Origin of the sequence: Micromonospora terminaliae (assembly GCF_009671205.1) — a bacterium.
Classification (GTDB): domain Bacteria; phylum Actinomycetota; class Actinomycetes; order Mycobacteriales; family Micromonosporaceae; genus Micromonospora; species Micromonospora terminaliae.
This window is the reverse complement of the sequence record NZ_CP045309.1, coordinates 4025916-4052396: the sequence shown is the minus strand read 5'-3', so window position 1 is coordinate 4052396 and position 26481 is coordinate 4025916. Positions and strand designations below refer to the sequence as shown.

Sequence of the window (26481 nt, the reverse complement as noted above, 5' to 3'; positions counted from 1 at the left end):
TGGACAGGGACTGTCGGTCCACAACGCTATGGTGCCCGGGGAAGGGCGCGAATCGGCTGGATTCTGTTAGCGAGCAGCGATGTCGCGGGGTCGTGCTGGGACTCCTGCCGGCGTACAGTCAGCCCGACCAGCGTATAGATCAGTAGGAGCGGGCAAAGGTTCAGGATTTAGCCGGGCTATAGGCGGTCGTGATCCGGATGTGCTTGAGGGGGCGTAGGTTGAGACTGCGGGCAGTAACCGTGCAGAAGTTCAAGAACATCGTTGATGCCCAACGCATCGAGATCGAAGACGACGTGACCGGGCTCGTGGGCAAGAATGAGGCCGGGAAAACGACGGTCTTGAAGGCGATGCATCGCCTGAACCCTGCCAACGGAGTCGGGCGCCAGTTCGACGTTACCACGGAGTATCCGCGCTGGCGGCTAGCGCGTGATCGACGCCAGGAAGACTTGAGTGAGCTTCGTCCGATCGTCGCAGAGTTTGAGCTAGAAGAGGCAGATCTCACCGAGATTTCCGACCTTCTCCCAGCGGCTCCGCCTGAGGGTACCGTTTGCTTCGCTGCCCGCACCTATGCAAACGGGCTCGTGATTTGGTTGAGGTGCGATCTCGACAAGTTGGTACGCGCGGCAGCCAACGAGAGTTCGGTCGCAGAGGAGGATCTTCCCGAACTCCTCGAAGGCACTTCGATTTCTAAGATCAAGTCTCGCGCGAAAGAACTTTCTAAGGAAGTTAAAGAAGAATCGCCGTTGCGAGCCAAAGCTCTCACTGCGTTCGCCACGGCGATCGGGTCTCTGGACTATCTGCGGGGCATCACGGTGATTGGTCAAGAGGCTGCCAATGCTCTGGCTGCCCGGCTGCCCAAGTTCTTCTATTTTTCGTCATACAATATCTTGCCGGGTGAGGCAAATCTCACGGAACTCGCTGCGAAGGTTGAGGATAAGGAGGAGCTCACAGAGGCCGAGAGGACTGTTGTAGCGCTGTTGGCGCATGCCGGCGAGGAGCCGGCGGACTTCATGGATGCGGACTATGACAGTCGAAAGGCGGAGCTTCAGGCCGCGAGTGCCGAATTAAGCAGTCGTGTGTTTGAATACTGGAAACAGAATCCCGACCTGGAAGTGGTGTTCGACACTGACAACGTTGCCGTTAGGAACCATCCGAACGGCGGTCAAACCACGCACAGATTTTTGAAAATTGAAATTCGTGACGGTCGGCACGGCGGCGTTGAGACGAATTTCTCGACCAGGTCGACAGGCTTCCAATGGTTCTTCTCCTTTTTTGCTGCTTTCAGCGAGTACCAATCGTCAGAGGAGCCCATCATCGTCCTGCTCGACGAGCCGGGCACGAGCCTGCATGGCGATGCTCAGAAGGACTTTGTGCGGTTCGTCTTCGAGGAACTGGGGGCGTCGAAGCAGACGCTGTATACCACCCATTCTCAATTCATGGTTGACCCGGGTCGCTACGAGAAGCTCAGAGCGGTACATGACCGTGCGACCCGCAGGGATCCCAACCAGGGTGTGAAGATCGGCCGGATCGACTTGTCGGCTGATCGGGAAACTGTGCTGCCGGTAGAGTCGGCACTCGGTTACTCCATCAGCCAGCACCTATTCTTGGGCGCGGGGCATCATCTCGCGCTTGAAGGTAGCAGTGACTTCGTCTATCTCCAGCGGTTTACTGAGCACCTCGAACTTCAGGGCAAGGCTGGCCTCGATCCACGCCTTGCCATGATTCCAGTTGGGGGAGCCGACAATATGCCAGCGTTCGTTGCCCTCCTGGGGCGCCGGCTGAAGGTGTCTGCGCTCATCGATGGGGCTAGGACGAGCAGCAAGGTGGAGCGTGTGAAAGCGGCGGCCCGCAGCAATGGTGTCGCAGAAAGCGCAATTGTGACGTGCGCTCAGGCAAGCCAAGATCTTCCGGCCAACGCGGACATCGAAGATTTGTTCGAAGCTGAAGACTATCTTAGGCTTTACAACTGGGCTTTTGATGCTCGAATCAAGACCGATGACTTGCCCCAGACCAAGGAGCCAATCCTTCGCCGCATCGAGATTGCGCGAGGCAAGTTCGATCATGCTCTGCCGGCACATATGTTGACTCAACGGCGGGAGGAGTTCTTCGCTGAGGTCAAGAGCGACACGGTTGCCCGATTCGAGAGGCTCTTCAGTCTCCTGAATTCCACACTTTCCTAGAGCTCACTGACACTCGAGCATCAGGGCTCGGGCGCTGAACTGGCCAGGCGAGCAGCATTTGGCGCAAGGTGAACAGCAGGTCATTGCAATGACCTGCTGTTCACGCTTGTACATTCAGTCCTGGCCCCGCCCAAGACGCCGTTCGATTCGATGCATTCGCTGATTACACCTCGGTCGGTGAAGGCATCAGGCCTTGGTCTCTGTCCATGTATTCGCCGAGCAGTTCCGGGTCGTCAATCTCCCACGTCTGGTTGACGCCGGCCGCCTTCAGTTCATCCCTGTCCTTCAAGAAAAGCTTGCACACGCCGCACGTCAACATGGCGGGGTAGAACAACAGGGTGTTTGCCGGGTAGGCGACAGCGATCCCGTCATCAACGTCAACATCGACGTCATAGTCAACCTCGTACTTGCCGGAGCAATATGCGGCCTGCGAACAGCTAGGGCAGGGTGACTCTTCCACCTCGTCGCCAAGCAGAGCGCCTTCAATTGCTGCCCTCATCGCTTCGAAGATTCCTGCCTGTTCGCCCTGGGGAATGCTATCGGTCAGGGCCTTGAAGCGGAGCTTAGCCGCGGCTATCAGCTCCGAGACTCTCTGTTCGATTTTGGTGATCGAATCCGAAGCCAATGAGTCGGCAAGTGCTTTGTGCTCAGCCCAATGATCTTCAAGATCTATGCCTAGCGCCTCGCATATCTCGGCGCTCGCTCTGACGAAGGAAGCAAAAGTTGAGGTGATATCGCCCGGCGGAAGTTGGCCGGCATGTATCGTTCCATCCCGCACTTCGATTAGGGTCTTGATCGATGCTGCCGAGGTTTTCATGTTAGGTAGCAGTATTTGGACCCTATTAAAGGCTTCCGTTCCGCTGATTGTGGCCATGCGTGGTCGTCGCGCATGCTTGGATAGACTGCATAGGTGTAGAAGGGAATCGAAGTCCTTCTTGCCGAGGTCAATCAGTAGCGCTGGGTGTTGGCCATAGAGGTATGCCTTGGAAAGATGTTCGAGTGACACTGCGGCGTCAATGAGCAGAGCTGAGCGGTCGTTCGTCAAGTAGGAAACGAACGCCCGGCGCCCCCACTCTTGGGACGACTTGAGTAGCTGCGCGGAGGAGAGTGTGCTCACCTTGGCCAGGATAGGTTGTGCGCCTGCAGTAGAGCGACCCGCGATCTCGCGGTCGGTACCCTGACCACGTGGACCTAGTGACCGATGCGGAGCGCCTGGCTCGTGATGCCCTCGCTGTCGCGCTGCCTCGGCGGTGGGCCCGCGTTCAGTCCGTAGCGGCTAAGGCCAAGGCTGCTGCGGGACTGTGCGAGCCTCAGGACGGCGGGACCCTCGTAGCCGCAGCGTGGCTTCACGACGTCGGATACGCCGAGGACGCCAAGGCATCCGGCCTTCATGCCCTGGACGGAGATGGTTCAGCCCCTCCTACAACGAGCGCCGACCACCGCTACCGGCTCGCGTAGATCCGCCCACTAGGAGCCCCTGAGCCGAATTGGCCTATGCCACCGCAAGCGCCGGCACACCGAGATTTTGGCTAGACGGCACTCGCGGTCGCACGCGCTTGTTGAAATGCCGCGCCTGCCCCTTCGCCTAAGCGCTGTAACCGCTCGGTCCCCCTGGCGCCGCCCAGGGTGTCGACTCTTGGGCGGCATCTGCCGACCGCTGCGCCCAGTCGCCGCTAGTTGCAGGGGTGAAGCCGGGGTCGCACAGGGTCTCCATCGTTGTCCCGCCGTCGCCGTGGACCAGGGTGTTTGAGTCCCAATCCAGCGCTACGGCGTCGAGTCCGCGGTTGCGGACCAACCAGTCGTAGTTGAGCAGTGCGATGAGCGTCTCTTCGGTCATGTATGCGACCGTAAACCGAGCGCACGCCCACTGTCACTGCTAGGCGATGACGGGGACAGTCGCGGTCGGGGACGACGTCTGCGCGGCCGGTCCGGTAGACATGTCCCGTGGCGATCAATGAGTGGTGGCACAGTGATCCGGCCGAGCGCTACTGGATGGAAATCACCGACCGCACCGATCTCGGTGCCGACCTTCATGCCCCACAAGTTGACGACGCCGGGCGCGAGTACTGGTCTTACGCTCTGGTCACCGCAGTGCAGCCGGGAGACGTAGTCCTTCACTGGCATAAGTCACTTCTCGGCGCCCCGGGGATCGTCGGTTACTCGACGGCTGCCGAGGGGCCGGAGGAAGACGAGATCCTTTGGGCGTCTCAGGGCACCTACGGTCGAACCCGCCCGCTTGCGGGGCCCGAGCCCTCATGGCGCTACGCCCTCACTGGCTACACGGCCCTGGCGCGCCCTGTTACTCAGGATGCCTTCCGAAAGGCCGAAGGCAAGCTTCGGAGGATCAAGGAGCAGCTAGAGATACGCCACCCGGGAAGCCTCTACTTTCCGTTCGCCTTCTCTGACAAGCGTCCCGTGCGAGCGGCGCAGGGCTACTTGGTGAAGTTGCCTGCGGCCGTCATCTCAGCGGTTCCGGAGCTGAAGCAGGTGCCTCAGGTAGACCAGGGTCGAATCCCGAGGCAACGCCCAGCATCATCCGAGCTCGCGGTCGCGGCTCGGAAGCGACGGGGTGCGGGATACCTACGTGACGAGGTGGTTCGATTGGCAATCGAACGCCACGCCGTCGACTGGGCACTGCGGCACTACAGCAGCCGCGGCTACGACGTGAAAGATGTGGGCAGCACGAAGTCCTACGACGTGCTCGCTGTGACTGAGCAGCGTGAGCTTCACATCGAGGTCAAGGGGTCGTCCGGCGATGCTGACGCCGTGGAGCTCACGTTCAATGAGGTTGAGCATGCCTCTGCGACTGACACCCATCTCATTGTCGTAGACCACATCGACTGGCGGCGGTTGCCGGACGGCGCCGTTGAGACGTCCGGTGGTCGGGTCCGAGTGTGGGAGTCGTGGGTGCCAGCTCAGGCATCCTTGAAGCCGACGCGCTACCGGTATCGGCTCCCTAAGTCGGGTGCTCGGCGCTACAGCCACTAGCCCATCAGACTCGGTGGTCCGCCGTCGACCTGGATGCGGCTGCATTGACGCTGCGGAGCGCCCTGTAGCGGCACGCACCTCACAGCCAGCTCCATCCGATCGTTCCGGTTGCCTTCCCCGGTCGTTTCCGTTCGGAGCTGTGCAGGGCGGCACATTTCTTGGCCGTCTCGATGGTCTTGGCAGGCGAGTCATGAAAGGGTGTCCCGATGAGCGTCACCTTAGCTGTGAGTCACCGGGCCGGTATCCTGGGTGTCGGCTACGAGGGCCGCTCCATTGATGAGTTCGTGACCGGTCTCGCAGACATGGGCGTCGCGCGCCTAGTCGATGTCCGGATGACTCCGATCTCTCGCAAGCGTGGCTTCAGCAAGTCGGCCCTCTGTGGGGCACTCGCAGCGCATGGCATCGCTTACGAGCACCGGCGGGAGCTTGGTAACCCAAAGGAAAACCGCCCTGGGTTCGGTGGCAACCCTGAGGAGTTGCGATCCGCGCGGGCGGTTTACGCCTCTCGGCTGCACCACCCTGAATCTTTGGCCGCGCTCGACGTGCTCGCCCAGACGGCGCAACGCGAGCTGGTGGCGCTGCTCTGTTTCGAGGCGGATGAGAGCCGGTGTCACCGCCAGGTCGTGATGCGCGCACTCGAAGACCGAATGCCTATCGCTTCGGCCAGTACACGCCCAGCACGCTGAAGACGTGAACGCGCTTGGCCTGGTTGCCAACGTAGAAGGCGACCTCACGGTTTGCCGCGCACATCTCTCCCAGGAACTTGGCCTCAAGCGCTTCCTGTAGTGCAGCATCCGAGTAGCCGACGAGCCGGCGTTGTAGCGCTACCAGCTCCCAGTCAATGACGTGCTGCTTGTGTCCGTTGCACCCGCGTTCGTGGCAGCGGTAGTGGTACGCCGCCTTGAAGCGGGGCGCCTGAAGCGGGGACCTACTACGTCCGCTGAAGAGGTCCGGCTGACTCGCGTAAGCTTCGATCTTGCGCTGCTCGTCAGCCGTCCAGCCAGGGTGCGGCGTGACCTTGAGACCGCGAACCTCCTTGGGACGCACGAGTGCCAGCGACTGCGCGTCAGCGCGCTCCTGAGCGTCGCGGTTGAGGCGACACATCGAGTCTTCGACAGCCGGGTCAAGCAATGGCTGTCGCGACCTCCAACCGTCGAGATGGCGCTCCTTCTGGATCCTGTCCATGATCGGCTTCCAGCTCTCGCGCCGCTGATCCTGCCGCGCCGGTTTGGCATCGACAGAGATGATGTCGTACTTCTTGAACGCCTCGTCGCTATCGAGATGCCGGAAGTTGATCGGGTAGAGGCGCACCCACGTCGGTCTCAAAACGTCCGTCCGCAGCCCCGCTACGCAGACGGTCTCGCCGTACTTCTCTGAGGGGTTCGGTGCAGCTTTCACCGTGATCAGGAGCTGTAGCCGAACGGTGCGGTCGTCAGCCGGCTTCGGGCCAGGACCGGCTTCGCTTGAACCGAAGAGCGACATCTGCGCCATGCGCGCCTCCAGCGAGGGTAGCCGCAGGTAGTCGTGCGATCACATCAGGCGTTCAGGTTCTCACGGGATCGACTGATCGGCATAGACCGCGTGGTGCCGCTTGTGGTGCGAAGCGAGAGCGGTTCAAGTGGTTGTAGTGCTATGGAGTCGCCTCGACTGTGGCTGTAGTTGCAGCTAGTGGCCGCAGTCTCCGTCGCGAGGGCCACTCATAATCCCTCGGTCGCGGGTTCGAACCCCGCCCGCCCCACCACGGAAACATCCTGGTCAAGGCATGGTGCCGGGGGACGGCGTCGAGATCCGAGCCGACGCCCTGGGCGCCTGTCTGAGGCATGGGCAGAGCTGGTCCAGCCCGTTCGCCTGAAGTGTGAGGCGAGCCAGGACGCTCAGGGCCGGGGCACCACCCGGACGATGCTGCCGCCGCCGCTCGCCGTGTTGCCGCCATCGACCACGGAGGTGACCAGGTTGTAGTAACCCGGCCTGGCGTCGGGACCGATCACGACGGAACTGACGGGACGTTCGTCGGGCAGGCCCGATGGCCGGACCGGTGCAGCCGCGAAGGTGACCGGCCCCGGCGCGTTCGGGTTGGCTTCTGTCGCGGCCTTGAGGTCGCTCACGGTGGCGAACGGACCCGTCAGGCGCGCGGTCAACTCGACCTGCGGGTGGCCTCCGCCCGGCCCGTCCGGGGACTCGACCGTCCAGTGCACAGTCAGGGTCTGGCCAGGCTGGTACGGCCTTTCGATGTCCTGCGCCTCGCAGCAGCGGTAACTCACCGGTGCCGCCGTCACCACGCCGGAGGAGTCGGTGCCGCAGGCCGCCAGCAGCGGCATGACGAGGCAGCTGAGCAGGCGGACCCGCGACGCGTTCATGCGCAGGATGGTAGGTCCAGGCTGCCAGTCCCGTTGCACACGCAGCGCCTGACTACCCGGCGACCGCGGCGGCGGTGGTGACGGGCTGCCGGAGAATGGTGCGCTGCTTGTCGGGGGCGACCCTGCGGAAGTCGCTGAGATAGATCTCGTGGTGACGGCCGACCATCCGGAGTCCCTGTCCGGGGATGAACTCGTGATGCATCTGCGCGAGGACGCCGGCCTCGTCGTCGAAGGAGCCGACGTGCAGTGTCTGCACGCACCGCCCCTCGGACAGGGTCTCCAGGCGGACGTCATCGAGACCCGCTGACCGGTTCTTCGCCCCGGCCTGGGCGACGGCGGTGGTGAACATGGCCTGGTCGGTCCAGTCCGGGACCATGAGCAGCAGGGTCCAGTTCCACCGCGACTTGTCCCGCGCCGCCGTGAAGGAATCCATGTCCTCGGCCCACCACAGACCTTCCAGGGGCGGAACGACGTAGTCGCGCCCCAGGTCCGCCTTGCTGGCGAACTTCAGCTTGTACGCCACCGGATAGAGCGCTTCGACCGCCGTGGTGAAGGCGGGCGACGTGTTGGGATCGCCGCGGCCATCGATCATGAGGTACTGCATGTCGGGCACGTCGACGATCCGGAACCGGCCTCGTACCGCCCGGTAGGTGTCGAAGGTCTTCTTGAAGTCAATCTTGTTCGTCATCGAGTACCTCGGCTCGGGTGGTGAGCCACTGCCGCTCTGCGTGCAGCAGGCTCAGCGAGTACGAGAACACCTCACGCGCCGCCAGCGGGAGGGGAACCGGTGACTGCTGCGCTGCCTCGACCGCTGCGAGGCGGGCTTCGACCTGCGCCAACCGGCTGCGCAGCGCCTGCGCGTACTCCCGTGGCGAGAGCAGTGGCAGGTTGGCCAGGCCGACCAGCAGCGGGTGCGGGACCGGCCGTGCCTCAGCGATCAGGGTCAGCGTGGTGCGCGCCGCAACCTCGCGGCCTCTGGCGGTGGCGTGGAAGACGCGGCGGGACTTCGCGGCGGCGGGAGCGTGCGGGACGTGGAGCAGGCCGCGCGTCTCCAGCTTGGCGAGCAGGTAGTAGATCGAGGAGAACCCGATGTCGGTCCACTGGCGAATGCCGCGCTGCTCGATCACCTGCTCCAGGTCGTAGCCGTGCTGCGGGCGCTCGATGACCAGGCCCAGCACGGTGAGCTCGTTCGCGGTCAACTCCACGCCAGCATTCTAGCGATAGGATAAAGGCGTCGCTGCCCGTCGATGAGGGACCGAAACGCGATGTCGCAGCCGGCTGTTACGGTGCGCCGCAGTTGGCCGGTCAGAGCACCCTCACGGGGGACAGCGCGGCAATGGGGGGCGGGCACGGGTAGGTCCCCGGAGCGATCCCGGGACTGAATATCGGACACCGCGACCCGCCCCCCGCCCGCCGCAGCAGGCACCCTCCGGTCAGCCACCGTGGCGGCGACGCGCAGCCTTCGTTGCTACGGATGCTGCTGCGGGCGTAGTGGTCAGAACCGGTTGAATCGGTAGAGGACGCAGCTGTCGGGATCTCCGACGTACCAGTACAGCCAGGGATCGCTGCGGCTGCCGGAGATGTCGAGGTGGGTGCTGTAGCCACCGCTGTACCCGGGCGGGGACGTTAAGGACACGTCGAGGTCACCAAACTTGTTGTCCGACGGGTTGAAGTGACCACGTCCCCGGACCGGACAACGACGGGCGCGACTCGACATCGCCGGAGTTGTCCAGACCGCTGGCGGTGAGGGTGCCGCCCGGACGCAACTCCAGCCGCCCGCCGTCCTCCGTCACGTAGGAGCCCGAGACCTCGGCCGCCGTGATGCCGGCGGGGCGCTCGGTGCCGCAGCCGCGGTAGTTCACCGGACCGGAGACGACCCAGAAGCCGGCGCAGCCGATGACCACAGCTCCGCAGCCGGCGAGCACGGCGACGATCACTCCGACGGAGACGGCGGCGACCGTCCGGCCCGTGGTCACCTGCGCAGCGTACGTCAGCGGCGGGTGCCGGCCCTGCTCGCACCGGTTCCGTCAGGTGCCGTCCGGAGTGCGGTGTCTCGCCGCCTCACCCTGCGCGAAGTGACGCTCCGCCTCGTGCCGGGCCTGATCGGCCCTGTCGTTGCGTACCGCCATCGAGTCCTCGAGGGACGAGCGCCGGTTCCGGTCTCGCCAGCTCACGTAGCCGATCACCGCGATGAGCAGCGCCACGAACACCACGAGAGTCACCACCATCGCCCTCATGCCATCGACGCTACGGCCCGCGTGCCAGCTCGCCGGTCGGTAGCGTCCGCCGCATGGAGGTCTTCCTGCTCTGGCACGTCCGCCATGCCCGCTGGCGCGACGGGCGGCCGACGACGCATCGCGACGAGGCCGGCGAGCTGGTCTGGGACGAGGAGGACGGCGACGATCTCAAGCTCCTGGGGGCGTACTCGTCGGAGGGGCGAGCGCGGGACCGCATCGCGCGGGCCCGGACGTTGCCGGGCTTCCGCGACGAGCCCGACTGCTTCTTCATCGCCCACCACACCCTGGACCGGGACGAGTGGAGTGACGGCTTCGTGTCCGTCCCGCACGAGGACCGGGCCGGCTAGAGGACGGCCACCACACGGAGGGCGGAAGCGTCGGTGCCGGCCCTAGAGTCGGGGGATGCTGATCCGGATCGAGGGCAGCGACCTGCCGGGGCGGCGCGGCGGCGCCGAGGCCGACCTGCTGCGGCTGCGCAACGTGCACGTGGGCATGCAGCGCAGGGCCGAGGTGGTCGACCGGATCCCTGCGGACGCGCGGGAAGCGGCCTGGCAGGTCGAGGTCACCACCCGCGAGGTGGACGGGCTGCTCGACGTCGGCGGGCCGTGGGTGCACGGGCGGCCCGGCGCGCGGTTCCTCTATCTGAGCTGGGGCGCGGTGACGGACGGCCGGTTCGAGATGTTCCGGCGGGCCAAGCTGATGTTCGGTGACATCCCCACCGGGCTGCTCCGCACGGGACACGACGGCGCCGGTGTGCTGGTCGGCCGGCTCGGGTTGACCGGCGCGGACGGCGGGCCGCTGTGTGCCCGGGTCCGGCCGCCGCAGATCAAGTGGACGATGGAGTGAGCGGGTCGCGCAGACGCCGGTCGTCTGCCAGCCTGGCGTGATGGGTGTGCTGCCGACTGCTTCTGACGCATGGAACGAGGAATACCGGCGGGGCCGGTACGCCGGCGAGCCGCCCGTGGCGTTCGTCGACGACATCCTCGCGGCCGCCGCCCGGGAGGGCATCGACTCCGGCCTGTACGTCGGCTGCGGCAACGGCCGTAATCTCCTGCCTCTGGTCGACGGCGGCCTGGACGTCATGGGCCTGGACGTCTCCGCCGAGGCGGTCCGTCAGCTCGCCCGGCGCCGGCCCGACCGGGCGGACCGGCTCCGCCACGGCGACCTGGAGTCCCTGCCGGTCGGCCGGACCTGGCCGCTCGTGATCGGGATCCAGGTGTTCCAGCACGGCAACCGGGACCAGGCGCACCGGCACATCCGTGCCGCGCAGCGGCGAGTCGAGCCCGGGGGCCTGCTGTGCGTCCGCGTCAATGCGGCCGGCACCGACGTGTGGCCGGCTCACGAGGTCACCGAGCGCGGTGCCGACGGAGGGTTCAGCGTCAGCTACACCGCCGGCGCGAAGAACGGGCTCGACATCCACTTCTTCAGCGGGGACGAACTCCAGCAGCTGTTCGACGGGTGGCCGGCGGTGCTGCCGATCAGGGCTCATCGCACCGAGCGGACACCACCCGCGCCGGGGCAGTGGACCCAGTGGGAAGCGATCTGGCGCCGGCCCCGTCCGTGATCCGCGAGGCCGTTCCCGGGAGGACCATGTCATGAACACCGAGCCGAGCGGGCCCCGGCCGGCCGAGCTGGCCGAGCTGATCGCGGCGTGTCCATGGCTTCTCGGGGTGCTGACGGTCGTGCGGGACGCGGGTCTGCCGGACGCCTGGGTGGGCGCGGGCGTCCTCCGGGATCTGGTCTGGGGCAGGCGGTACGGCGACGGCTTCGACCCGCGGGCCGTGCGGGACGTCGACGTCGCGTTCTTCGATCTCCACGATCTCGGGCGGAGCGCTGACCTCGCGGCGACCGACCTGCTGCGCCGTCACGAACCGGCGGTCCCGTGGGAGGCGACCAATCAGGCCGCCGTGCACACCTGGTACGAGAGCGTGTTCGGCACCGGCCCGGTCGGCGCGCTCCGTTCCGTGGCCGAGGCGGTGGCCACCTGGCCGGAGACCGCGACCTCCGTGGCGGTGCGTCTCGATGCCGCCGGGACGCTGCACGTCTGTGCCCCGGTCGGGCTGGACGACCTGCTCGACGGGGTGTGGCGGCGCAACCCCCGGCGGGTCACGGTCGAGCAGTCCCGCGCACGCCTCGCGCGTCACGAGCCGGGCAGGCGATGGCCCGGGGTGCGGGTCGTGCCGCCGTAGCGAACCACCACCCGAGTACGGATGCTCATCCGTCCGGCTCCGCGACCCGGCAGGATCGGGCCGTGACGAAGACGGCGCATACCCTGCTCGGCGGTCTCCTCCTGGCAGCGGCGACGGTCGGGGCCTGGTGGGCCTGGCTGGGCTGGGAGTCGGGCTACACCGTCGACCCGGAGACCGGCGCGACCAGCGGCCCGTACGCGGTCTGGCAGGTCGCCGCCGCCGTGCTCACCCTGATCGTGATCGCCGCCGTGGGCGGCTGGTTCTGGAGTCCGTGGCTGGTGGCGCCGGTGCTGACGGTGACCTTCACGGCGGCCTGGGCGGCGCGGGCGGCGTCCACGGACGACACCGGGCTCTGGGCCGTGGGGGCGGCGCTGGTCGCCATCGGCACCGCCATCGGCGCGACGGTGGTCAGTGGCGGCACCGGCTGGCTACGCCGGCGCCGGGCGACACGGTGACCGGAAGCGGCCGGGCCGGGGCGCCCTCGAAGACCACGACAGATGTCAGTACGCCAGGGTCACCGGCCGGCCCAGTAGCTGGGCGCCGTTGTTGCCCAGCCAGCCCTCGGCGGCGGCCGCGTGCTGCGCGAACGTGTGGATGTCCCGGAACCGGCGCTGGAGCGGGGACGAGTCGCGGGCCGCGCCGCCGCCGGCCGCCCGGTAGCAGGTGGCCACGGCGTCGATCGCCTGTTCGGTGACCCAGGGCAGCGCCGCGGAGATGGTCGGTTGCAGGGCCGGGATGCGCTCCGGGTCGCGGGCGCAGGCCGCCCAGAGCTCGTCGGCGAGGTCGGCGAGGAGGGTCCGGGCGGCGCGTACGTTCAGGTCGGCCCGGCCCAGGTGGATCCGGAAGGAAGGGGAGTCGGCGAGGGGCTGCCGTGCGTAGAGCCGCTGCCGGTCGCCGGTGAGCAGCGCGGTCATGTCGTCCAGGGCGCCCTGCGCGATGCCGACCGCCACGGCGCCGAGGTGCAGGACGAACTGCGCCAGGGGCGCCACGAACCCGGGCCCGGGCAGGCACGGCGCGCCGGTGAACAGGTCGAAGCTCGCCTCCGCCGGGCAGAAGTCCGAGTCGACCACCACGTCGTGGCTGCCGGTGCCGCGCAGGCCCAGCACATGCCAGGTGTCCACCACCGTCACCCGCTCGGCCGGGAACAGCATCGAGCGGGTCTCCGGGGGGCCGCCGTCCGCGCCCTGCAGCGGCTGCCCGTCGGCGGTGACGAGGCAGTTGCCGAAGATCCAGTCGGCGTGCCGGGATCCGCTGGCGAACGCCCAGCGCCCGCTGACCTGGAAGCCGCCGTCGGCCAGCTCGGCCCGGCCCTGCGGGGCGAAGCCACCAGCCACCACGACGTCCGGGCCGGCCGCGTAGAGCTTGTCGAACCGCTCCCGCGACAGCAGGGCCAGCAGGTGCGGCGTCTCGGCACCGATCATCACCGTCCAGCCGGTCGAACCATCGGCCCGGGCCAGGGTCTCCAGCACCGCCATGCCGGTGCGCAGGTCCAGCTCGTACCCGCCGTGGCTGCGCGGCACGAACATCCGGAAGCAGCCCGCGGCGCGGAGCCGGTCGAGCAGGTCGGCGGGCAGCTCCCGGGCCTGCTCGATCTCGGCGGCCCGCGCCGTCAGCTCGGGCGTGAGCTCGCGTACGGCGGTCAGCAGGTCGTGCGCCATCGGTGGCCTCCCTCGGCATCGGTGTGGCCGCTCCACGGTGGGCGGCCCGGTGTCCCGGCCGCCAGGGACACCGGCACCGGCCGGCCGGGACACCGGCGTGACCCGGGTACGCCGGCGGAACCGCCCGGGTGGTCGGGACACCCCGGCCCATGTGCCCGGGACGCCGGGACGGTGACGCTGCACCGAGCGGCGCTCCGCCGCGCCCGCGTACCCCAAGGAGGAACCATGACCAGCGCCCTGCTCGACGGCACCGCGGTGCCGGCCGCCACCGACCGCCCCCGCCGGGGCTGGGCGGTCGCCGGAGCCGTCGCCGGCCTCACCGGCATCGCCCTGTTCCAGTTCAGCCCGGCGCTGACCGAGGTGGACACCGCGCTCCTCGCGGACAACGCCCGCTACGTGGCCGCCATGGACGGCCGCGAGGCGTACCTCTGGGTCTTCCAGGTCCTGGCCGTGCTGGCCGCCGGCTGTCTGGCGGTCTTCGCGGCCGGGCTGCGGCGGCGGCTGGCCGCCCGCGAGCCGGCCGGCGGCCTGCTGCCCGACGTGGCGGCGGCCGGCCTGCTGCTCACCGCGGCGCTGCTGCTCGTCGGCGGCGGGGTGTCCACCGAGCTGTACTGGGACCTGCGGCACCTGGCCGAGACCGACGCCGACACCGTCGCCGCGCTCGCCGCCCTCTACAGCACCTTGCCGTGGGTGTGGGCCGGTGCCGGGCTGAGCGCCGGCGCGGTGGCGGTGGCCGGGCTGCGCCGCCGGTCGGTGAGCCGGTGGCTGGCGGTGTTCAGCCTCGTGATGACGCTGCTGGTGGTGGTCACGCAGGCGGTGCCGCTGCAGTACCTGGCGCTGGCCCCGGCGGCGCTCTGGGCGACTGTCGCCGGCTTGACATTCGCGCTGGAGCGGCGGGGTCTCGGCAACTGACCCGGTGACTGCCAGGATCAGGGCCATGCCCGCCGAGCCGACGCCCGTGCCGTCCCGCGCCGGCGGTGACCGCCGCCGCCCGGTCGCCGCCCGGCTGGTCGCCGCCGGCTGCGCGCTGCTGCTCGTCGGTACGGCGGTGTGCTGGGTGGCCGCCCGCCGGCCGTGGGGCCTGTCCCAGCTCTACTTCCTGGTCGACTTCACCGACTGCGCGGTCTACGGCATCGTCGCCTGGCTGGTGCTGCTGCGCCGTGGCCACCCGGTGGCCTGGCTGCTCGCGGCGACCGGGCTGGGCGGTGGGCTGTCCGCGCTGAGCGCGCAGTACGTGGACCTGCTGGCCGTCCGGCCCGGCCTGCCCGCGCCGGTGCTGCTCACCTCGGCCCGGGACTGGGCGTGGGTGCCCGGGATGCTGTCGCTCATCACGGTGGTGCCGTGGCTGGTGCGGGAGGGGCGGGCGCCCGTACCGGCCCGGGCCGCCGTGGCGGCGGGCGCCCTGGCCACCGGCGGGATCGCGGTGTTCCACCTGACCTGGCCGGGGCGCCCGGGACACCCCTCCGGCGCGCCGTTCCCGGTCACCGCGCCGGGCTGGGCGGAGTTCGTGGTGGCCGGGGAGCCGTGGCTGTTCCGAGTGGTGCCGCTGCTCGGGCTGGTGGCCGCCGCCGGGGTGCTGCGGCGGTGGCGTACCGGGCCGCCGGGGGAGCGGGTCGGGCTGGGCTGGCTGGCCGTCGGCACGCTGCTGCTCGCCGTGAGCTTCGCCCCGCTCGGGTTCCCCGCCGCCTGGGCCCGTGCGGTCCCGGACTGGCTGGCCCCGACCGCGATGCTCGCCTCGCAGGCGTTCTTCCCGGCCGCCGTGCTGGCCGTGGTGCTCCGGCAGCGGCTGTGGGGGATCGAGATCGCCGTGCGCCGCACCCTGGTCTGGTTCCTGCTCACCTTCCTGCTGGTCGCCGCGTACGTGATCGGGGTGAGCCTGCTCGACGGGCTGCTGCCGTCGTCGCCGGCCGTGCCCGGGGTGCTGGTCACCGCGCTGGTCGCGGCCGGCACGCAACCGGCCCGGTCCCGGGTGCAGCGCGGCGTGGACCGGCTCATCCACGGCGAGGCGGTGGAGCCGCTCGGCGTGGTCCGGGGCGTGGGCCGCCGGATCAGCGCCTCGGCCGACCCGGCGGACGTGCTGGACGGGGTGGCGAGCAGTGTGACCGACCTGCTCCGGCTGGGCGCCTGCGCCATCGAGGTGGACGGCCCCGAGCCGTACGCGGCGCACGGGTCCTCCGGCGGTCCGGTCGGCGCGCCGCTCGTGCTGCCGTTGCGCCGGGGCGGCACCGAGATCGGCCGGCTGGTCGCCTGGGCCCGGGCGGGGGAGCGGCTGGACGGGCGGACGCGGGCGGCGCTGCTGGACCTGGTGCCGGTGGTCGCCTCGGCCGCGAGCCTGGCCGCCACCGGCCGGGCGCTGGCGGCCTCCCGTTCCCGGTTGGCGGAGGCGCGCGAGGAGGAGCGGCGCAAGCTGCGCCGCGACCTGCACGACGGGCTGGGTCCGGCGCTGGCCGGGGTGGCGCTGGGCCTGCAGGCGGCCCGTAACCTGCTCACCGTGGATCCCGAGGCGGCCGGCCGGTTGCTGGACCGGTTGCGCGACGAGACCGACCAGCGGGTGGAGCACGTCCGGGACCTGGCCCGCGGGCTGCTCCCGCCGGTGCTGGGCGAGCGCGGCCTCGTCCCGGCGCTGCACGAGCTGGCCCAGCGGTACGCGGGTTCCGGCCTGGCCGTGCGGGTGGCGGCCGAGCCGTTGCCGCTGCCCGAGCCGGTGGCCACCGCGATCTACGGCATCGTGTCCGAGGCGGTCCGCAACGCGCACCGGCACGCGGGTGCGACGGACTGCCGGGTGACCGTGCACCGGGACGACGAGGGGCTGACCCTCCGGGTCGAGGACGGCGGCAGCGGCATCGTGCCGGGCACGCCGGCCGGGATCGGGATGCGCTCGATGCGGGAGCGGGCCGAGGGTATCGGCGGGGTCTGCGTGGTCGCGCCGGGGCCGGAGGGCGGCACGACGGTCAGCGTCCGGGTGCCGGTGGCGCGGCTGTCCGGGGACGCCGCGGCGGGCGCGGCCGGGCAACCGCTCGCGGTGGCGCCGTGAGCGGGGAGACGATCCGGGTCGCCGTGGTCGACGACCACCCGGTGTTCCGGCTCGGCATGAGCGCGTTGCTGGCCTCGACGCCGGGGCTGGAGGTGGTCGGCGAGGCCGCCGACGCGGACGCCGCGCTGCGGGTCGCCGACCAGCACCGGCCCGACGTGATCATCATGGACCTGCACCTGGGCGGCCGGTCCGGGGTCGCGGCGACCCGGGAGATCGTGGCCCGGCACCCGGGGGTCGGTGTGCTGGTGGTGACCATGCTGGACGACGACGACTGGGTCTTCGCGGCGCTGCGCGCCGGGGCCCGGGGCTACCTGCTCAAGGGCGCCGCCCCGGCCGAGGTGGAGCGGGCGGTCCGGGCGGTGGCCAACGGCGAGGTGCTGCTCGGCCCGGTCATCGCCAGCCGGGCGGTGAGCTACCTGTCCGGGGCGCGCGGCGCCGGGGCGGCCCCCTTCCCGGAGCTGACCGAGCGGGAGCGCGAGGTGCTCGACCTGGTGGCCCAGGGGCTGAGCAACGTGGTCATCGCGCGGCGGCTCACGCTGAGCCCGAAGACCGTCCGCAACCACCTGTCGAACGTGCTGACCAAGCTCCAGGTGGCCGACCGCGCCCAGGCCATCGTCCGGGCCCGGGAGGCGGGCCTCGGTCAGCCCTGACAGGGGTCCGGGAGGCGGGCCTCGGTCAGCCCTGACGGAACTCGGCGGCGAGGGCCCGCAGCGCGCGGGTCAGGTCCCGCGCCGACGGCGCCGCCGCCGGGTCGACCAGCCACTGGGCCGCGACGCCGCCGATGAGCGCCTGGTGGAAGGCGCCGAGCGCGAGCGCGTCCGGCTCGTCGAGGGCCGGGTCGAGCCGGTGGAACACCTGGGCCAGCCCGAGCCGGGCCTCGCGGGTGGCCCCGGCGAACGCCTCCCGCAGCTCGGGCGCCCGGTCGAGCTGGGCGATCAGCTCGAACTGCACGGCCCACAGCGGCCGTAGCCGGGCGAACGACTCGATGATCCGCTCCCACGCCGCCTCGAAGCGCTGCTCGGGCGTGGCGTCCGGGCCGGCGTCCTCGGCGAGGGCGCGTTGGAGCTCCTCGCCCCATTCGGCCAGGGCCTCCACGAGCGCCTCGTTGAGCAGCGCCTTCGTGGTGCGGAAGTGGTAGCCGATGGCGGCCAGGCTGGTGCCGGCCGCGCCGGCCACGTCCCGGGCCGTGGTGGCCGCGTAGCCCTTCTCCATGAGGCAGCGCCGGGCCCCGGCGAGGAGGTCCTCCCGATTTCCCATGCCGGCAGCCTAACGGATTCCTTGAACAAGTGTCTTGCACAAACGTCTGACACGCTTGTACCGTCGGTGGCATGACTGACGTGCTGATCTCCGGCGCCGGTGTCGCCGGCCCCACGCTCGCCTGGTGGCTGCGCCGCCAGGGCTTCCGGCCGACCGTCGTCGAGCGCGCCCCGGCGCTGCGCGACGGGGGCTACAAGGTGGACGTCCGCGGCGCGGCGCTGACCGTGCTGGACCGGATGGGCCTGCTGGAGCAGGTGCGCCGGCGCGACACCGGCATGCGGCTGGCCCGCTTCGTGGACGCGTCCGGCGCGCAACTGGCCACCATGGACGCCGCGCTCTTCGGCGGCCGGGAGGGCGACGACGTCGAGGTGCTGCGCGGCGACCTGGCCCGGCTGCTCGTCGACGCGACCCGCGACGTGGAATACCTTTTCGGCGACTCGATCGCCGCGCTGGAGCCGGCCGCCGACGGGGTGGACGTGACGTTCGCCGGGGGCGGGCGCCGCCGCTTCGACCTGGTGGTCGGTGCCGACGGGCTGCACTCGACGGTACGCCGGCTGGCGTTCGGCCCGGCCGCCACGCACCTGCGCCCGCTCGGGCACCACATCGCCATCTGCGCCGTCCCGGCCGAGTTCGGCGAGGAGCGGGTCGAGCTCATGCACCCGGCGCCGGGCCGGAGCGTCGGGGTCTACCGCACCGCCGGGGCGCCCGACGCGCGGGCGCTCTTCCTCTTCCCCTCGCCCGCCGAGGAGCCCGACCACCGGGACCTGCCCGCCCAGCGGGCCGCGCTGGCCCGGGCGTTCGAGGGAGCCGGCTGGCGGGTGCCCGAACTGCTCGCCGCGGCCGCCGACGCGCCGGACTTCTACTTCGCGCCCATGAGCCAGGTGCGCATGGACCGCTGGTCGACCGGCCGGATCGGGCTCGTCGGTGACGCGGGCTACGGCCCCTCCCCGGCCTCGGGGCAGGGGACCAGCCTCGGGCTGGTCGGGGCGTACGTGCTGGCCGCCGCGCTCGCCGAGGCGGGCGGGGACCCGGTGGCCGGGTTCGCCGCGTACGAGCGGCGGATGCGCCCGTTCGTCGAGGCGAACCAGCGGCTGGCCGAGCGCAACCTGGCCGGGATGGTGCTGTCGTCGGCGGCCCGGATCCGGTTCCAGACGTCGATGCTGCGGCTCATGCCGCGCCTGCCCGGCCGGGAGCGGATGATCCGCCGGGTCACCGAGCCGATCCGCCGGGCGGCGGGCGCGATCACCCTGCCGGACACGCCGGCCGCCGCCCGCTGACGGTCAGTCCGTCAGGCGCTCGTCGTACGCGGCGCGCAGCTCGTCCCAGCCGAACTCCTTGGCCTCGGCGCCCCGGATCGGGCCCACCGGGTCGCCGTCGAGCAGGTGACCGGCGACGTCGAGGCAGAGGTGCCAGCCGGCGGCCATGCTGGCGCCCAGCGCCCGGTCGTCGAAGCGGTGCCGCAGGGTCAGCCGGGTGCCGCTCTCCGTCCCGGTCAGCTCCCAGCGCAGCAGCCCGTCGCCCCAGGTGTACTCGAGCAGGGTGGGTGGCTCGGCCCGGCGCACGGTGGCCGCGTCGGGCCAGCGCCGCTCGCCGTCGACGGTGCTCAGCGTGACCGCGCCGGGCGTGCCCAGATCGCGGTCGGCGAGGAACGGCGCCCACTGGGCGAGGCGGTCCGGCTCGGTGAGCGCCGCCCACACCTTCTCCGGCGGGTGCCGCAGGTCCCGGACGAGGACCAGGTCCCACCGGTCGCCGGCCGGTGCCCAGGAGACGTCGGCGAGCGGGCCGGGGCGGAAGCTGTCGCGGTCCATGGTCACTCCTCACTGTCGAGATGGCGTTCCAGGGCGTCGAGGTGCGCCGACCACATCCGCCGGTACGGGTCGAGCCAGTCGTCCACGGCGCGCAGCGGGCCGACGTCGAGCCGGTAGATCCGCTGCTGGGCGGCGGTGCGGCAGCTGACCAGGCCCGCCTCCCGCAGCACCTTCAGGTGCTTGGAGACGGCCGGTTGACTCATGCCGAGCGCGTCCACGAGGTCGCCGACGCTGCTCTCCGACCGGCGCAGCCGGTCGAGGATGCGGCGCCGGGTGGGCTCGGCCAGCACGGTGAAGGCATCCCCGGACACCTCCCCAATATGCCGCTACGTTCATATGCCTGTCAAGGAATACTGGGTGCCGGAGCGGCGAACCCGGCCGCTTCCTATGCTCGGGGCATGGAACTGCGGATCTTCACCGAACCCCAGCAGGGTGCCAGCTACGACCAGTTGCTCGCCGTGGCGCGCCGCGCGGAGGAGACCGGCTTCGGTGCCTTCTTCCGCTCCGACCACTACCTGAAGATGGGCTCGGTGAGCGGCGACCCCGGTCCCACCGACGCCTGGACGACCCTCGCCGGCCTGGCCCGGGACACCAAGGTGATCCGGCTCGGCACCCTGATGACCGCCGCCACCTTCCGGCTCCCCGGCCCGCTGGCCATCACCGTCGCCCAGGTCGACCAGATGAGCGGCGGCCGGGTCGAGCTGGGCATCGGCGCCGGCTGGTTCGCCGAGGAGCACACCGCGTACGGCATCCCCTTCCCGCCGCTCGGCGAGCGGTTCGACCGGCTGGAGGAGCAGCTCGCGGTCATCACCGGGCTCTGGGCGACGCCGGCCGGGTCGACCTTCGACTTCCCCGGCAAGTACTACCCCGTCAGCGACTCCCCGGCGCTGCCCAAGCCGGTCCAGCAGCCGCGCCCGCCGATCCTGCTGGGCGGCATGGGGCCGAAGCGGACGCCCCGCCTCGCCGCCCGGTACGCCGACGAGTTCAACCTGCCGTTCGCCTCGGTCGAGGACACGGCGGCGCAGTTCCAGCGGGTGAAGGGCGCCTGCGCCGAGGCCGGGCGCGACCCCGCCACCATGACCTGGTCCAACGCCCTGGTGCTCTGCTGCGGCCGGGACGACGCCGAGGTGGCCCGGCGCGCCGCGGCCATCGGCCGGGAGCCCGCGGAGCTGCGCGAGAACGGCGCCGCCGGCACGCCCGCCGAGGTCGTCGACAAGCTCGGCCGGTACGCGGAGGCCGGCAGCGAGCGGGTCTACCTCCAGGTGCTCGACCTGGCCGACCTGGACCACCTGGAGCTGGTCGCCGCCGAGGTCATGCGGCAGGTCTGAGCCGGGCGCGCGGTGCGCGCGGCGCGTGGGCGGGGCTCAGCGGGCGGGCCCGCGCCGCACCGTGTCGAGCTGGCCGTCCCGGTCGCTGTCCAGGTACGTGAGGTCCGGGACGCCGTCGCCGTCCAGATCCAACTGCACCACGTCGGCCACCCCGTCGCCGTCGAGGTCGGTCACCACCTCGACCGACCCGTCCAGGTGCCGGGTGACGATCGACCGTCCCCCGGCGGCGCGGGGCGGCGGCCCCGGGTGGGGGATCGGGTCGGGCTCCGGCTCCGGGGCCGGCGGCGGTGCCGGAGCCGTGGCGTACGGCCCACCGACCGGTTCGGGGCCCACGCCGGTCGGGTCGATCTCCTCCTCCGACGGATACACGTCGCCGCGGAGGCTCGGGTCGCGGTAGCTGCTCATGTCCACAGGGTGCCCTACGAGGCGGCGGGGCAACCGCGGCTTGCGCGATTGGCGGATGATGCACCCGGACACCGGGGACGGGAACGGGGGGAACGACGTGGAGCTGCACCGCAACCGAGGGGTCCTGCCGCTGGCCCTCGTCTGCGTGGCGGGCGGGGTGATGGTGCTCGCCGTGGCCGGTGACGGGCCGGTGCTGCGGATGCTGGTCGCCCTGGGCATCGTGGCGATCGGCGTCAAGGTGCTGGTCGGCGCCCTGCGTCCGTTCCGCTGCGTCCTCGGCCCGGAGGGGCTGGAGGTGCGCCGGCCGGGCCTGCGCGGGACGTACCGCTGGGAGCAGTTCGCGGCGCTCGCCCTCGACGACGCCGGTCGGCTGGTCGGCGTGCCCGGCGCCGGCCTGCCGCCGGGCCTGCCCGTGACCGCCCGGCACCCGCGCGACGGCCGTCCCGCCGTCGAGCTGCTCGACCTCACGCAGGTGCGGGAGAGCCCCGACGAGGTGACCGCGGCGCTGGCCCGGTACGCGGGCGACCGCTTCACCGACGCGCGCACCGGGCCGGCCGGCGTGGACCTCGACTTCACCGTCGGGCTGCGCGGCTACGACGTCCGCGAGGTCGACCGGCTGGTCAACCGCGCCCGGGAGGCGCTCGCCCAGGGCGGGCCGTCCGAGCGGCGGGCCGCCCGGGCGGAGATCGAGCGGGCCCGGGCCGCCGGGCTGCCCGTGGCGCTGCGCGGATACTCCACCACGCAGGTGGAGGCGGCGCTGGACGCGCTCTGCGCCGCCCTCACCGAGGAAGCCAGCACCGACCGGGAGGCCACCGCATGACCGGCACCAACTGGGCGGGCAACGTCACGTGGTCGGCCCGCGCGCGGCACGAGCCCGCGACCCTCGACGAGCTGCGCCGGCTGGTGGCGGGCGCCGACCGGGTCCGGGCGGTGGGTACCGGGCACTCGTTCAACCGGCTCGGCGACACCACCGGTGAGCAGGTGTCGGTGGCCGGCCTCCCGCCGACCGTCGCGCTCGACCGCGACCGGGGCACCGTCACGGTCGCCGCCGGTCTGCGCTACGGCGACCTGGCCACCGCCCTGCACGCCGAGGGGTACGCCCTGGCGAACCTCGCCTCCCTGCCGCACATCTCGGTGGCCGGAGCGGTCGCCACCGCGACCCACGGCTCCGGACCGGCCCACGGCAACCTGGCCACCGCCGTGGCCGCGCTGGAACTGGTCACCGCCGACGGCGACCTGCTCACAGTGGACCGCAGCGACCCCCGGTTCGCCGGGCTGGTCGTCCACCTCGGCGCGCTGGGCGTGGTCACCCGGCTCACCCTCGACGTGGTGCCCGCCTTCGAGGTGCGGCAGTACGTCCGGCTCGGTCTGCCCCGCGCGGCACTGGACACCGCCCTCGACGCGGCCTACAGCGTGAGCGTCTTCACCGGCTGGCGGTCGCCGCGGTTCGACCAGGTGTGGCTGAAGCAGCGGGCCGACCAGCCGCCGCCCCCGGCCGACTGGCTGGACACCCGCGCCGCCGGCACGCCCCACCACCCGGTGCCCGGGATGCCGGCTGAGAACTGCACGGTCCAGCTCGGCGCGCCCGGGCCGTGGCACGAGCGGCTGCCGCACTTCCGGCTCGGCTTCACCCCGAGCAGCGGCGACGAACTCCAGTCCGAGTGGCACCTGGCCCGCACCGACGCCGCCGCGGCGCTGGCCGCGCTCGACCCGGCGGCCGAGCGGATCGCCGCCGTGCTCCAGGTCTGCGAGCTGCGCACGGTGGCCGCGGACGGGTTGTGGCTCAGCCCGAACTACGAGCGGGACACCCTGGCCGTCCACTTCACCTGGGTCGGCGACCCGGCGGCGGTGGCCCCGGTGCTGGCCGAGGTGGAGGAGCGGCTCGCCCCGTTCGCCCCGCGCCCGCACTGGGGCAAGCTCTTCGACCGCGACCCGGCCGCCGCCTACCCGCGCCACGACGACTTCCGCGCCCTGCTGCGCGAGTTCGACCCGGCCGGCAAGTTCCGCACCGCGTTGCTGGACCGTTACTTCCCGCGATACTGACGTACCGGCAGGTCACCCGTGGTCACCGACTCCTTCACCGTCGCGGCCTGGACCCGCGCGCACCTGCGCGGCCTGCTGGGCGAGGGCTAGGAGCGGCTGCCGGTCATCTGCTCGCGCAGGTGGCCGCGCTGCACGGCACGGCTGATGTCGCTGGGCGAGACGATCCCGACAAGCTGCTGGTCGGTCACCACGAGCGCCCGGCCGTCGGCGCACTCGCTGAGCCGGGGGAGCAGGTCGGTGAGCTGCTCGTCGGGTTTGGCGAGCACCAGGTCGTCGGCCCGGCAGGAGACCTCGGCCAGGGTGGTCGCCGCACGCCGGTCCGGCGGGATGGCGCGGACCCGGTCGAGGGTGACCAGCCCCACCGGCCGTCCCTGCTCGGTGAGCGGCAGCGCCGAGTGCCGGTACGCGAAGAGGTAGTGGTCGACGAAGTCGGCGACGGTCATCTCCCCGGAGGCGGTCTGCGGCTGCGGGGTCATCACCTCGGCGACCCGGATGCCGCTCAGCGCGCTGCCCATCCGGGCCTGGCGCTCCTCCTGGCCGGCCGCCCCGATCAGGAACCAGCCGATGAGCGCCAGCCAGAGCCCGCTCGGCCCGCGGCCGACCAGGAACTGCCAGAGACCCAGCCCGATCAGCAGCGCGCCGAGGACCCACCCGGCCCGGGCCGCCACCACGGACGCCTTCGTCCGGTCGCCGGTGGCCTTCCACACCGCGGCCCGCAGCAGCCGGCCGCCGTCCAGCGGGGCGGCCGGCAGGACGTTGAAGATCGCCAGTAGCACGTTGATGCCGGCCAGCCAGGACAGCGAGCCGAGCAGCAGCCCGTGCGCGCCGGTCACGGCGAGCAGCACGGCGATCGCGCCGAAGAAGAGCCCGATGATCAGGCTGACCAGTGGCCCGACCCCGGCGATACGCAGCTCCGCGCCCGGGTCGCGGGCCTCGCCCTTCAGCTCGGACACGCCGCCGAAGAGCCAGAGCGTGATGCTCGCGACCTCGATGCCGTTGCGCTTGGCGACCACCGCGTGGGCCACCTCGTGGGCGAGCAGGCCGAGGAAGAAGACGATCGCGGCGGCCAGCCCGGCGGCCCAGTACGCCACGGTCGAGTGACCCGGGTACGCGCGGGGGAACTGGCTGGCGGACAGCGCCCATGCGATGAGCAGGAAGATGACCAGGACGCTCCAGTTGACCCCGACGGGTACGCCCGCGATCCGGCCAAGCCGGAAGCTCGCCCTCATGGCCCCGTCTTACCCGTCGAAGGCGGAGCCACACCCCGCCGGCGTGGGATCGGGTCAGCGGTGGCGGGGGGCCGTGCTGACGACGTTGGGCGAGTACTCGTTGGCCGCCTCCACGGCCCACTCCAGCGCGAAGTCGGCCTCCTCCTCCCAGCCCGGCTCGCCACCCACGAAGTGCGACCGCCCCGGGTACTCCCGGTAGCTGGTGATGGCCTCCGAGCCGCGGTAGAGGTTGGCGCACGAGGCCGCCAGGGACGCCGGCACCACGTGGTCCTCGCCGCCGGCCGTCACGAGCAGCGGCGCGCGGTCGGCCCGCTTGGTGTCCACCGCCGTCGCCGAGGTCGGGTCCAGGTTGGCGAACGCTCCCTCGAAGAAGACGTGGCCCGCGGCGGGCACGGCGTACCGCTCCCAGGCGGCGTCCGACTGCTCGCGGCTGATCGTGTTGCCGAAGCTGAACCGGAAGTCCTCGGGGGTGAACGGCACCGCGCGGTGCCGGTTCGCCGGGTTGCGCAGGATGGGGAACCCGGAGCGCAGGGTGTTCAGCGGCAGCTTCAGCACGCCCTTCACCGGCGCGGGGTGCAGGCCGACGACGGCGGCGCCGAGGCCTCGGTCCATGAGCAGTTGGGCGATGAGGCCGCCGAACGAGTGCCCCATGATGATCGGCGGCCGGGGCAGGTCGCGGATGATCTCCGCGTAGTGGTCGACGATGTCGGCGATCCGCAGCGCGGCGATCGGCGTCGGGTCCTCGCGGAGCCGCTCGACGTCCTGGTCCATGCCCGGCCAGGCCGGGGTGAGCACCCGGAAGCCGCGCGCCGCGTACCGGTCCACCCAGCGCTCCCAGCTGCGCGAGGTCATCCAGAGACCGTGGATCAGCACCACGGTGTCGACCCGTGCCGTCGGTGCGCTCATGTCCTGACCTCCCGGTGCCGTGAGGACTGACGGTCGGCGCTGGTTACCCGGCCCGGCCGCCCTCACTCACGGGCGGGACGTGGGTGGCGACGCCCCGGATCAGCAGGTCCACGCCGAACAGGAAGCGTTCGTCGCCGCCGCCCTCCATGAGGTCGTCCAGGTGGGTCGTGATGTTCGGGTACGTCCGGGGCGGCAGGTCTCCGTAGTAGGTGCGCAGCTGCTGCGACAGCTCGGCCCACCAGGTCTCCCGGTCCTGACCGGAGGCGCGGACCTTCTCCTCGTACAGGGCGCCCTCGTAGGCGTCGCCGGCGATGTAGAGGAAGAGCCGGTCGAGGAACCAGGCCGCCGGGCGCGGCGGCACCCCGCCCGCCAGCAGGATGGCGAGCATGCCCTCGGTCACCCGCAGCGCGTTGGGGCCGGTCGGGATGGTGGCGAGGGAGGCGAGCGCCAGGTTGGTGTGGGTGGCGTAGACCCGGTACGCCTGGAGGGCCACCTCGCGGATCTGCTCGGTCCACCGGGCGGGCTCCGGATCCGGTACGACGATCTCGGCGCTGGCCCGGTCGACCAGCAGTTCGAGCAGTTCCTCCTTGCCGGAGACGTGGGCGTAGAGCGAGGCCGCGCCGGTGCCCAGCTCCTGGGCGACCCGCCGCATGCTCAGCGCGCCGAGGCCCTCCCGGGTGATCAGGTTGAGGGCGGCGTCGACCACGGCCTGCTGGCTCAGCGGCCGCCGGGCCGAGCGGCCGCGGGGCCGGGTACGCCACGGGGGCGCGGGAGTTTCGCTCACGGGACGACCTCCGGGATCGGGTGGACTCGAACATCGTACTTGCCGCGAACGCCGTTCGTTGATAGAACGGTGTTCGTT

Annotated in this window: 31 protein-coding genes; 15 read left to right on the top strand and 16 right to left on the bottom strand. The window is 71.0% G+C overall.

The features are described from left to right. Positions 1–239: 239 nt before the first annotated feature. Positions 240–2180, top strand: a complete 1941-nt coding sequence (locus tag GCE86_RS18400) for an AAA family ATPase (protein ID WP_204342520.1) — start codon at positions 240–242, stop codon at positions 2178–2180. A gap of 163 nt (positions 2181–2343) precedes the next feature. Here the strand turns inward: GCE86_RS18400 and GCE86_RS18395 are convergent, their stop codons facing one another. Both GCE86_RS18395 and GCE86_RS18390 read right to left on the bottom strand, forming a co-directional pair. Continuing rightward, on the bottom strand, positions 2344–3297 hold the full coding sequence (locus tag GCE86_RS18395) for a hypothetical protein (protein ID WP_154228111.1): 954 nt from the start codon (positions 3295–3297) through the stop codon (positions 2344–2346). 468 nt (positions 3298–3765) lie between these two features. Next, complete coding sequence (locus GCE86_RS18390; RefSeq protein ID WP_154228110.1) at positions 3766–4017, bottom strand: hypothetical protein; 252 nt, start codon at positions 4015–4017, stop codon at positions 3766–3768. Between the two features lie 107 nt (positions 4018–4124). Here GCE86_RS18390 and GCE86_RS18385 point away from each other — a divergent pair, with 107 nt between their 5' ends. Both GCE86_RS18385 and GCE86_RS18380 read left to right on the top strand, forming a co-directional pair. After that, on the top strand, positions 4125–5168 hold the full coding sequence (locus GCE86_RS18385; protein ID WP_154228109.1) for a protein NO VEIN domain-containing protein: 1044 nt from the start codon (positions 4125–4127) through the stop codon (positions 5166–5168). Between the two features lie 206 nt (positions 5169–5374). Continuing rightward, positions 5375–5854: a DUF488 domain-containing protein gene (locus GCE86_RS18380; RefSeq protein ID WP_204342521.1), complete on the top strand. Its 480-nt coding sequence runs from the start codon at positions 5375–5377 to the stop codon at positions 5852–5854. Here the strand turns inward: GCE86_RS18380 and GCE86_RS18375 are convergent. From GCE86_RS18375 to GCE86_RS18350, 6 genes are all read right to left on the bottom strand, one after another. After that, on the bottom strand, positions 5820–6659 hold the full coding sequence (locus tag GCE86_RS18375; protein ID WP_154228108.1) for a hypothetical protein: 840 nt from the start codon (positions 6657–6659) through the stop codon (positions 5820–5822). The genes GCE86_RS18380 and GCE86_RS18375 overlap by 35 nt on opposite strands. A 383-nt stretch (positions 6660–7042) precedes the next feature. Next, positions 7043–7525, bottom strand: a complete 483-nt coding sequence (locus GCE86_RS18370; RefSeq protein ID WP_239542884.1) for a hypothetical protein — start codon at positions 7523–7525, stop codon at positions 7043–7045. Positions 7526–7577: 52 nt separating this feature from the next. Next, positions 7578–8213: a GyrI-like domain-containing protein gene (locus tag GCE86_RS18365; RefSeq protein WP_154228107.1), complete on the bottom strand. Its 636-nt coding sequence runs from the start codon at positions 8211–8213 to the stop codon at positions 7578–7580. After that, entirely contained in the window at positions 8197–8730 is a 534-nt protein-coding gene (locus GCE86_RS18360; protein WP_154228106.1) for a PadR family transcriptional regulator, read from the bottom strand. Before GCE86_RS18360 ends, GCE86_RS18365 begins: the two co-directional genes overlap by 17 nt. 438 nt (positions 8731–9168) lie before the next feature. Continuing rightward, a complete protein-coding gene (locus GCE86_RS18355; protein ID WP_154228105.1) occupies positions 9169–9501 on the bottom strand; it encodes a hypothetical protein in 333 nt (110 codons plus the stop codon). A gap of 51 nt (positions 9502–9552) precedes the next feature. Continuing rightward, on the bottom strand, positions 9553–9762 hold the full coding sequence (locus GCE86_RS18350) for a hypothetical protein (protein WP_154228104.1): 210 nt from the start codon (positions 9760–9762) through the stop codon (positions 9553–9555). A 53-nt stretch (positions 9763–9815) separates the two neighbouring features. Here GCE86_RS18350 and GCE86_RS18345 point away from each other — a divergent pair, with 53 nt between their 5' ends. The 5 genes from GCE86_RS18345 (at position 9816) to GCE86_RS18325 (ending at position 12406) form a co-directional block, all read left to right on the top strand. Further along, on the top strand, positions 9816–10109 hold the full coding sequence (locus GCE86_RS18345) for a hypothetical protein (protein ID WP_154228103.1): 294 nt from the start codon (positions 9816–9818) through the stop codon (positions 10107–10109). Positions 10110–10164: 55 nt separating this feature from the next. Next, on the top strand, positions 10165–10608 hold the full coding sequence (locus GCE86_RS18340; protein ID WP_154228102.1) for a DUF5990 family protein: 444 nt from the start codon (positions 10165–10167) through the stop codon (positions 10606–10608). 40 nt (positions 10609–10648) lie between these two features. Beyond that, positions 10649–11326, top strand: coding sequence for a class I SAM-dependent methyltransferase (locus GCE86_RS18335; protein ID WP_154228101.1), 678 nt, complete (start codon positions 10649–10651; stop codon positions 11324–11326). A 31-nt stretch (positions 11327–11357) separates the two neighbouring features. Beyond that, a complete protein-coding gene (locus GCE86_RS18330; protein WP_154228100.1) occupies positions 11358–11951 on the top strand; it encodes a nucleotidyltransferase family protein in 594 nt (197 codons plus the stop codon). A 62-nt stretch (positions 11952–12013) separates the two neighbouring features. Then, positions 12014–12406, top strand: a complete 393-nt coding sequence (locus tag GCE86_RS18325) for a hypothetical protein (RefSeq protein WP_154228099.1) — start codon at positions 12014–12016, stop codon at positions 12404–12406. Positions 12407–12451: 45 nt separating this feature from the next. Here the strand turns inward: GCE86_RS18325 and GCE86_RS18320 are convergent, their stop codons facing one another. Beyond that, a complete protein-coding gene (locus GCE86_RS18320; protein WP_154228098.1) occupies positions 12452–13609 on the bottom strand; it encodes an acyl-CoA dehydrogenase family protein in 1158 nt (385 codons plus the stop codon). Between the two features lie 225 nt (positions 13610–13834). Between GCE86_RS18320 and GCE86_RS18315 the strand changes: the two genes are divergently transcribed. The 3 genes from GCE86_RS18315 to GCE86_RS32400 are packed head-to-tail and all read left to right on the top strand — an operon-like array spanning position 13835 to position 17293. After that, positions 13835–14521, top strand: coding sequence for a hypothetical protein (locus tag GCE86_RS18315; RefSeq protein WP_154228097.1), 687 nt, complete (start codon positions 13835–13837; stop codon positions 14519–14521). 25 nt (positions 14522–14546) lie between these two features. Further along, the gene (locus GCE86_RS18310) at positions 14547–16643 is read left to right on the top strand and encodes a histidine kinase (RefSeq protein ID WP_154228096.1); all 2097 of its coding nucleotides are present in this window, start codon (positions 14547–14549) and stop codon (positions 16641–16643) included. Continuing rightward, positions 16640–17293, top strand: a complete 654-nt coding sequence (locus GCE86_RS32400; RefSeq protein ID WP_280116430.1) for a response regulator — start codon at positions 16640–16642, stop codon at positions 17291–17293. The genes GCE86_RS18310 and GCE86_RS32400 overlap by 4 nt, the downstream gene beginning before the upstream one ends. Positions 17294–17318: 25 nt before the next feature. On the opposite strand, the gene GCE86_RS18300 is transcribed toward GCE86_RS32400, so the two are convergent. Beyond that, complete coding sequence (locus GCE86_RS18300) at positions 17319–17900, bottom strand: TetR/AcrR family transcriptional regulator (RefSeq protein ID WP_154228095.1); 582 nt, start codon at positions 17898–17900, stop codon at positions 17319–17321. Between the two features lie 71 nt (positions 17901–17971). On the opposite strand from GCE86_RS18300, the gene GCE86_RS18295 reads away from it, so the two are divergent. Then, positions 17972–19177, top strand: a complete 1206-nt coding sequence (locus GCE86_RS18295) for an FAD-dependent monooxygenase (protein ID WP_154228094.1) — start codon at positions 17972–17974, stop codon at positions 19175–19177. Positions 19178–19180: 3 nt separating this feature from the next. On the opposite strand, the gene GCE86_RS18290 is transcribed toward GCE86_RS18295, so the two are convergent. Continuing rightward, positions 19181–19708 carry an SRPBCC family protein gene (locus GCE86_RS18290; protein WP_154228093.1) on the bottom strand — a complete coding sequence of 176 codons (528 nt, stop codon included), beginning with the start codon at positions 19706–19708 and terminating at the stop codon, positions 19181–19183. Positions 19709–19710: 2 nt separating this feature from the next. Further along, positions 19711–20019 carry an ArsR/SmtB family transcription factor gene (locus GCE86_RS18285; protein ID WP_154228092.1) on the bottom strand — a complete coding sequence of 103 codons (309 nt, stop codon included), beginning with the start codon at positions 20017–20019 and terminating at the stop codon, positions 19711–19713. 87 nt (positions 20020–20106) lie between these two features. Here GCE86_RS18285 and GCE86_RS18280 point away from each other — a divergent pair, with 87 nt between their 5' ends. Next, positions 20107–21036, top strand: a complete 930-nt coding sequence (locus GCE86_RS18280; protein ID WP_154228091.1) for an LLM class F420-dependent oxidoreductase — start codon at positions 20107–20109, stop codon at positions 21034–21036. A 36-nt stretch (positions 21037–21072) separates the two neighbouring features. On the opposite strand, the gene GCE86_RS18275 is transcribed toward GCE86_RS18280, so the two are convergent. Next, positions 21073–21441: a hypothetical protein gene (locus GCE86_RS18275; RefSeq protein WP_154228090.1), complete on the bottom strand. Its 369-nt coding sequence runs from the start codon at positions 21439–21441 to the stop codon at positions 21073–21075. A gap of 55 nt (positions 21442–21496) precedes the next feature. On the opposite strand from GCE86_RS18275, the gene GCE86_RS18270 reads away from it, so the two are divergent. After that, positions 21497–22261: a PH domain-containing protein gene (locus tag GCE86_RS18270; RefSeq protein WP_154228089.1), complete on the top strand. Its 765-nt coding sequence runs from the start codon at positions 21497–21499 to the stop codon at positions 22259–22261. Then, positions 22258–23484 (top strand): FAD-binding protein, encoded by a 1227-nt coding sequence (locus tag GCE86_RS18265; protein ID WP_154228088.1) that lies wholly within the window; start codon positions 22258–22260, stop codon positions 23482–23484. The genes GCE86_RS18270 and GCE86_RS18265 overlap by 4 nt, the downstream gene beginning before the upstream one ends. 86 nt (positions 23485–23570) lie before the next feature. Here GCE86_RS18265 and GCE86_RS18260 read toward each other — a convergent pair whose 3' ends face one another. From GCE86_RS18260 to GCE86_RS18250, 3 genes are read right to left on the bottom strand one after another with little or no spacing between them, the layout of a single operon-like run. Continuing rightward, positions 23571–24713, bottom strand: a complete 1143-nt coding sequence (locus GCE86_RS18260; protein WP_154228087.1) for a site-2 protease family protein — start codon at positions 24711–24713, stop codon at positions 23571–23573. A 54-nt stretch (positions 24714–24767) separates the two neighbouring features. Next, the gene (locus GCE86_RS18255; protein ID WP_154228086.1) at positions 24768–25619 is read right to left on the bottom strand and encodes an alpha/beta hydrolase; all 852 of its coding nucleotides are present in this window, start codon (positions 25617–25619) and stop codon (positions 24768–24770) included. 43 nt (positions 25620–25662) lie between these two features. Then, a complete protein-coding gene (locus GCE86_RS18250) occupies positions 25663–26403 on the bottom strand; it encodes a TetR/AcrR family transcriptional regulator (RefSeq protein ID WP_154228085.1) in 741 nt (246 codons plus the stop codon). Positions 26404–26481 lie beyond the last annotated feature (78 nt).

Excerpts from the sequence above, each read along its gene's own strand:
- GCE86_RS18255 (WP_154228086.1), bottom strand. The coding sequence starts at position 25,619 with ATGAGCGCACCGACGGCACGGGTCGACACCGTGGTGCTGATCCACGGT.
- GCE86_RS18345 (WP_154228103.1), top strand. The coding sequence starts at position 9,816 with ATGGAGGTCTTCCTGCTCTGGCACGTCCGCCATGCCCGCTGGCGCGAC.
- GCE86_RS18290 (WP_154228093.1), bottom strand. The coding sequence starts at position 19,708 with ATGGACCGCGACAGCTTCCGCCCCGGCCCGCTCGCCGACGTCTCCTGG.
- GCE86_RS18260 (WP_154228087.1), bottom strand. The coding sequence starts at position 24,713 with ATGAGGGCGAGCTTCCGGCTTGGCCGGATCGCGGGCGTACCCGTCGGG.
- GCE86_RS18350 (WP_154228104.1), bottom strand. The coding sequence starts at position 9,762 with ATGAGGGCGATGGTGGTGACTCTCGTGGTGTTCGTGGCGCTGCTCATC.
- GCE86_RS18310 (WP_154228096.1), top strand. The coding sequence starts at position 14,547 with ATGCCCGCCGAGCCGACGCCCGTGCCGTCCCGCGCCGGCGGTGACCGC.
- GCE86_RS18280 (WP_154228091.1), top strand. The coding sequence starts at position 20,107 with ATGGAACTGCGGATCTTCACCGAACCCCAGCAGGGTGCCAGCTACGAC.
- GCE86_RS18315 (WP_154228097.1), top strand. The coding sequence starts at position 13,835 with ATGACCAGCGCCCTGCTCGACGGCACCGCGGTGCCGGCCGCCACCGAC.
- GCE86_RS18270 (WP_154228089.1), top strand. The coding sequence starts at position 21,497 with ATGATGCACCCGGACACCGGGGACGGGAACGGGGGGAACGACGTGGAG.
- GCE86_RS18390 (WP_154228110.1), bottom strand. The coding sequence starts at position 4,017 with ATGACCGAAGAGACGCTCATCGCACTGCTCAACTACGACTGGTTGGTC.
- GCE86_RS18370 (WP_239542884.1), bottom strand. The coding sequence starts at position 7,525 with ATGAACGCGTCGCGGGTCCGCCTGCTCAGCTGCCTCGTCATGCCGCTG.
- GCE86_RS18375 (WP_154228108.1), bottom strand. The coding sequence starts at position 6,659 with ATGGCGCAGATGTCGCTCTTCGGTTCAAGCGAAGCCGGTCCTGGCCCG.
- GCE86_RS18275 (WP_154228090.1), bottom strand. The coding sequence starts at position 21,441 with ATGAGCAGCTACCGCGACCCGAGCCTCCGCGGCGACGTGTATCCGTCG.
- GCE86_RS18320 (WP_154228098.1), bottom strand. The coding sequence starts at position 13,609 with ATGGCGCACGACCTGCTGACCGCCGTACGCGAGCTCACGCCCGAGCTG.
- GCE86_RS18330 (WP_154228100.1), top strand. The coding sequence starts at position 11,358 with ATGAACACCGAGCCGAGCGGGCCCCGGCCGGCCGAGCTGGCCGAGCTG.
- GCE86_RS18295 (WP_154228094.1), top strand. The coding sequence starts at position 17,972 with ATGACTGACGTGCTGATCTCCGGCGCCGGTGTCGCCGGCCCCACGCTC.
- GCE86_RS18265 (WP_154228088.1), top strand. The coding sequence starts at position 22,258 with ATGACCGGCACCAACTGGGCGGGCAACGTCACGTGGTCGGCCCGCGCG.
- GCE86_RS18335 (WP_154228101.1), top strand. The coding sequence starts at position 10,649 with ATGGGTGTGCTGCCGACTGCTTCTGACGCATGGAACGAGGAATACCGG.
- GCE86_RS18340 (WP_154228102.1), top strand. The coding sequence starts at position 10,165 with ATGCTGATCCGGATCGAGGGCAGCGACCTGCCGGGGCGGCGCGGCGGC.
- GCE86_RS18300 (WP_154228095.1), bottom strand. The coding sequence starts at position 17,900 with ATGGGAAATCGGGAGGACCTCCTCGCCGGGGCCCGGCGCTGCCTCATG.
- GCE86_RS18380 (WP_204342521.1), top strand. The coding sequence starts at position 5,375 with ATGAGCGTCACCTTAGCTGTGAGTCACCGGGCCGGTATCCTGGGTGTC.
- GCE86_RS18365 (WP_154228107.1), bottom strand. The coding sequence starts at position 8,213 with ATGACGAACAAGATTGACTTCAAGAAGACCTTCGACACCTACCGGGCG.